Source organism: Weissella sp. DD23 (genome assembly GCF_001579105.1).
GTDB lineage: Bacteria > Bacillota > Bacilli > Lactobacillales > Lactobacillaceae > Weissella > Weissella cibaria.
This window is the reverse complement of record NZ_KQ970394.1, coordinates 108,834-113,864: the sequence shown is the minus strand read 5'-3', so window position 1 is coordinate 113,864 and position 5,031 is coordinate 108,834. Positions and strand designations below refer to the sequence as shown.

Here is a 5,031-nt window from a genome sequence, read left to right as displayed (position 1 = left end):
ATCGTGACACTGTGGCAATACTGACCCCTGCCCGTTCTGCAATGTCATTGATATTCAATTTCTCTTCATTTGCCATTGAAGAACATCCCCTTTTCAGATTGTGATAATTCAAAGTATAGCATTTAATCCAAATGAGACAAATAATGCGCCGACGGTTTCGCGTCGACGCATTAACTAATCACTACAGTTTTACAATCTTACCAACTTCGGCTAACTCGTACTTTGCTAAAAAGGCTTCAGCATCTGACTTTGCTTCAAATCGCTTTGCCAAATCAGCACTGGTGGCCGTTTGCCATGTATGGTTTACAGCTGCGCCCATTAAGTAACTATCTGAACATTTAATCACGTACATCTTTTCTACCCACTCTCTGTATGCTTACCTCCGATTTTATCCTAAAACAATAATTTTTACCGTTAAAACGTTTTCATATCACGTTGAGAAATATTTAGACGCGCCCGTCGTTGTAGGTCCGCTAAAGTGGTCTCTTCATCGACAGGTAATTTTAGGCGTTCGCCAAGGGTAGTTAGACACGTTAAATCACGTGAGGCCTGTAAAGCAGCCTGGTCCACATTAATCGGGACATTATCTGGCCAACTAATCATTGGCAAAATCGCCCGTTCTAACTGCGACCCGCGACCATACAGATCTTGGCACATCCACAAACTCATGATTTTAATGGCCGTCAGCTGCTTAATAAATTTGTTCCGTCCCTTGCTGGTCACGATATCTGGTGCCCCATCCATGACTAATCGCGTTTGAAACCCCTGCGTTTCGATTGCTGTCAAAAAGGCCGTATTCACCCACGTTGTTGGTCCATCGGTATAACAGGTAATCGGCATAAAAGCATCCTGCCCTTTCACCCACGGTAATGATTTCGCATCAGGATCCAACGTTTTCGGTAACAAACGTTGCATCGTTTGGACTTGGCGTCGGCGAAAATAACATGACTCCGTTTCTAACTGTTGCATCAACGTATTGCTTGATTGTGCAATACCCATGAAGGTACCGTCTGCTTGGTACACCACGGCAGCCGTTGTCATCCCATTGACTTGGCAGGCCACAATCATAACTGTTCGTTCCGGTGAAATCGTCACCGTCTCCCCGAATACATGCAGGTCTTTCACTGCATAACCCTGCTTATTAATGACAATAGTTGTTGTCATCAGTACGCCCCCACATCAAAAAATTAGTCTCACCCGTTTTGTGAGACTGAACTATCATGCACGAAAGCGCCTAGCATCACCACCATTTGCGAATTATTTAAGCATCTTGCAATTAATCACTGTTTTGTCTGGCAATTATGGGCTTTTGTCTGATGAGCGGTGATAAAAAGCGGCGCAACCATCCTGATTGCACCGTTTTATTTACATCATTTTGACATTACCAGACTTCACTTGGGCCTTTACCAAATACTCAGCCCGGTCATCCGTTTCGCCCTTCACGTAGGACATGGTTTTCACATCGAATTCACCGTCGCGTTTGACCTTTACCACGCCGGATTCACTCTGAGCATCGAACTTAAATGACGCCGTTTGTGGCAAAACATTCTTGATATTGCCGGAACGCAGGCGCAAGTGGACATCCCCCTGCAACTCATCCCAATCAACCGTCAAATTACCGCTTTGACCAGCCAGTTGGCCGAAGCCCTTTGCATCGACTACCTTCGTGTTACCACTCTTCACATCAGTCTCAAACTCAGTCGTCACATTATCCATGTGCAAGTTCCCCGCCTTCATCTTCACCCGGGTTAAGTGCATCTCCGCGTCAGCGATTCGGACATTGCCGGTCTTAGCTTCCAATACCAACGTCAATGCTGGGGTCACTAAGTTTTCAATCCACACATTGCCCGCCTTGGTTTCAACCATCAACTCACCAGCAAATTCTGCTGGGACCCCGAGTTCAATCGTTTGATGTGGGTGAGCAAACGGCACCACAAATGACCACTTCTTTGGTTCCGGCATCGTGATTTTTAGTTGCCCGTCAGTTGTCTTAAACGCCACTTCGCCGTTGAAATAACCACGTTGCATGGTCTTAACCGTAAACTCAGCTGTTTCGCTCATCGTCAATCGCACATCTGTATAATGCCCGTCAATTTTCACTTTGCGAAGGCCGGCTGCTTCAACCGTCAGTTCCACATTGCCCGGCTTACCTGTAATAGGTTCAATCTGTGGCGCCGGCGTTAGCGTTTCATCATCCGCCATCATCTTAACGGCTTCATGTAAATCGCCCATTTCAGTCAACGCCGCTTTCACTGCCGCTTCTTGTGACAACATCGCATTGGTTGCCATTTTATCTTGAGCGGCTTCGGCTAAATCAGCACGCACTTCATCATAAAAATCATTTACTTCATCAGTTCGCTTAACGCCTGCAAATACCGGCGCCAATGCTTGTTCAATAATTTCATTCATCATTTAATTTACCTTTCCGGTCATGAGTTGATCGATGACAACTTTCGCCACGTCCCATGCAGCCTGCGCTTCGGCCAACGCTTGTTTACCAGCCTCGGTAATAGCGTAGTACTTGCGCCGACCGCCTTGCGTTTCATTGCCGTAGTATGGTGTCACGTACTCGGCCTTTTTTAGACGCCGGAACACGGTATACAGTGTGGCTTCGTTAATTTCATACTGGCCACCCGACATCGTCTTGATATCTTGAACGATACGGTAACCGTATGAATCCCCCTGGGCCAAAATGTTAAGCACAATCGTATCTGTGTGCCCGCGAATTAAATCTTTTGATATTTCTGCCATGTTGTTTTCTCCATTACTTTGCGACACACAGTAATTTACACCGGATTACTGTGCGTGTCAAGGTAATTGCTCAGCCAAGGTATTTAGCCCATGATTCATAGACCGGTTGATCAAAAAAAGCGCGAGTTATCCTCGCGCTTCACATGATTTTCAAGTAGCTCTAATCAACTCATTACTTTGATTCCACATATTTAGGTGTTTTGATTGTTAACCAAATGATTAATGACACAATCAATAGCACAATATAGGTGTAAAAGACGACGGCAAGATTGCCACCAGCCAGTGACAAAACAATTGCCCCAGCTAAACTACCAAACCCAAACCCCTGATAAATCATCGCATAATTTTGGCTGTGATTTTGCAGACCAAAGTAGTCACCAACTAACGACGGAAAAACTGTAATCGTCCCACCAAAGAAGAAACCGACCATCATCATCATGGCATAGAACATTGGTACAGCAATATGACTGCTAAAGGTCAACACCAAAACGGCGATTAACGTTGCGCTGTATGTGAGCATCAGCATCGGCTTACGGCCAAAACGATCCGACAATGTCCCGATTACGAAGCGACCCACAGTATTTGAAATCGCAATTAGGGCCACAACCGTCGCTGCTCGTTCAATTGATAGCCCAGCGAGGTTCGTACCAAGATTGGTCGCGATTCCTGTTAGGTAAACACTCAAACAAATGGTAAACAAGGCGATAAATAGCATATACGCTTGCGGTGTACGTAACATTTCCGCCGTCGTATATTGATGTTGCTTGGAAACTTTAGTGACCTGCGCTTCTGGTGCATCTCGAAGGAACAACGACCCCACTAAAATCAAAATGGTAACCAACGCACCCCACCCCATAAGCGCACGTGGCAAATTATGAACGATATCATTGCCTAAGAAGGCGGCATCGATGTATTTAAAGACAAACGACCCCAGCCCATAAAAGGCGATCGAAATTCCTGAGATAAACCCTGTTTTTTCAGGAAACCACTTAATTGCGTTTGACAGCGTTGCCATGTAAGCAATCCCGTCAGCTGCGCCAAGTGTCACACCCGCAAAAATATAATACAGCCACAATTGTGAGGGCGAATGTAGTTGTGCCACAATAAACGCTGATAAACCAAATACCAGCCCAGCAACCACCGTGATTCGTCGAACACCAAAGCGCTTAACTAAACGTCCAACAACAATTGTTGATAATGCAAGTGTTAATGACCCGATTGAAAATATCAATGATACCGATCCCAGATGCGGCTGCACCGCTGCGACATGTCCCTGCTTATCCAGCGCTAGTTCCCCAAACATTTTCAAAATTGGCGTATTGAATATTGACCAAGCATAGAACGTTCCCACACCTAATTGCACTAATGCAGTCCCCAAAATAACTAACCAGCGGTTGTACCCTGCTGATTTTAACTCCCCTGTCATAACGACCTCCTAAATGTAAGCGCTTTCCCTCTGCGGGTACATTGTATCACGCACTTACTTTTGGTGTACACCGAATTCCGTCAGACTTGATCATTCGTAGCAATTATCAAAAAGGCCAGACATCTACATGTCCAGCCTTCTTGTATTGCTATTTATTTTGCTGACCACAAACGTGACACATGCCACTGGGGCCGTCCGACCAAAAAACCAAATGGTGGGATTTTGAAGAAGCATAGTGACATGCCATAATCGACCGCCACCACAATGATAAACACCAGTGGTAACGTTACAAAATTCCAAACCGTTGGCAAACTAAGCGCCGTCACGCCCAAATCGACAATTTCAAGCGCCACTGTTTGCCCCAAGTACATCCCAAAGCCAACTTTAGCCCCGGTTGAGACGAAACTTACAAACCATTGCGGCAAACCATTATCACGATACTTGGCGTATTGCAGTCCGATCCAAATGATAAAGCCAATAATAAACAGGTCATAGATGAAAATATACGGTTGGTGAATTTCCAACGTTTTTTTCAAGCTCAACCCCAGTACATTCAAATTGTAGTAATACTCACCAATCGTTCCCACGGCCAACACCACCGTACTCCACCCAATGAAGCGATGATGGGTCGTAATAAATTGCTTGAAGGCATCGTAATGAATTGACGCAAACGCCCCCAAGACAAAGTAGAACTGGTAGACCAGCAAACTAAAGCCATAGTTTTTAAACAAAAATGGCAACCCCGACGTATCAAGGTGTGGCAACCCATACTTGATAAACACTAACATGATGATTTGGAATAAAAATGACACCAATAAAATTTGACCGTGGCTATGCTTGAAATGCTTAAATAG

5 protein-coding genes and 1 pseudogene are annotated in these 5,031 nt (G+C 45.1%); all 6 read right to left on the bottom strand.

What is annotated here, in order from left to right:
- Positions 1 to 181 precede the first annotated feature (181 nt).
- Complete coding sequence (locus tag WEIDD23_RS13135; RefSeq protein WP_010370863.1) at positions 182 to 352, bottom strand: hypothetical protein; 171 nt, start codon at positions 350 to 352, stop codon at positions 182 to 184.
- 62 nt (positions 353 to 414) lie between these two features.
- A complete protein-coding gene (locus WEIDD23_RS07965) occupies positions 415 to 1,164 on the bottom strand; it encodes a hypothetical protein (RefSeq protein WP_010370865.1) in 750 nt (249 codons plus the stop codon).
- A gap of 201 nt (positions 1,165 to 1,365) precedes the next feature.
- Complete coding sequence (locus WEIDD23_RS07960) at positions 1,366 to 2,412, bottom strand: DUF4097 family beta strand repeat-containing protein (protein WP_010370867.1); 1,047 nt, start codon at positions 2,410 to 2,412, stop codon at positions 1,366 to 1,368.
- A complete protein-coding gene (locus tag WEIDD23_RS07955) occupies positions 2,413 to 2,751 on the bottom strand; it encodes a PadR family transcriptional regulator (RefSeq protein WP_010370870.1) in 339 nt (112 codons plus the stop codon).
- Positions 2,752 to 2,923: 172 nt separating this feature from the next.
- Positions 2,924 to 4,177 (bottom strand): OFA family MFS transporter, encoded by a 1,254-nt coding sequence (locus WEIDD23_RS07950; RefSeq protein ID WP_010370871.1) that lies wholly within the window; start codon positions 4,175 to 4,177, stop codon positions 2,924 to 2,926.
- 152 nt (positions 4,178 to 4,329) lie between these two features.
- A pseudogene (locus WEIDD23_RS07945) lies at positions 4,330 to 5,031 on the bottom strand (acyltransferase); the annotation flags it as partial.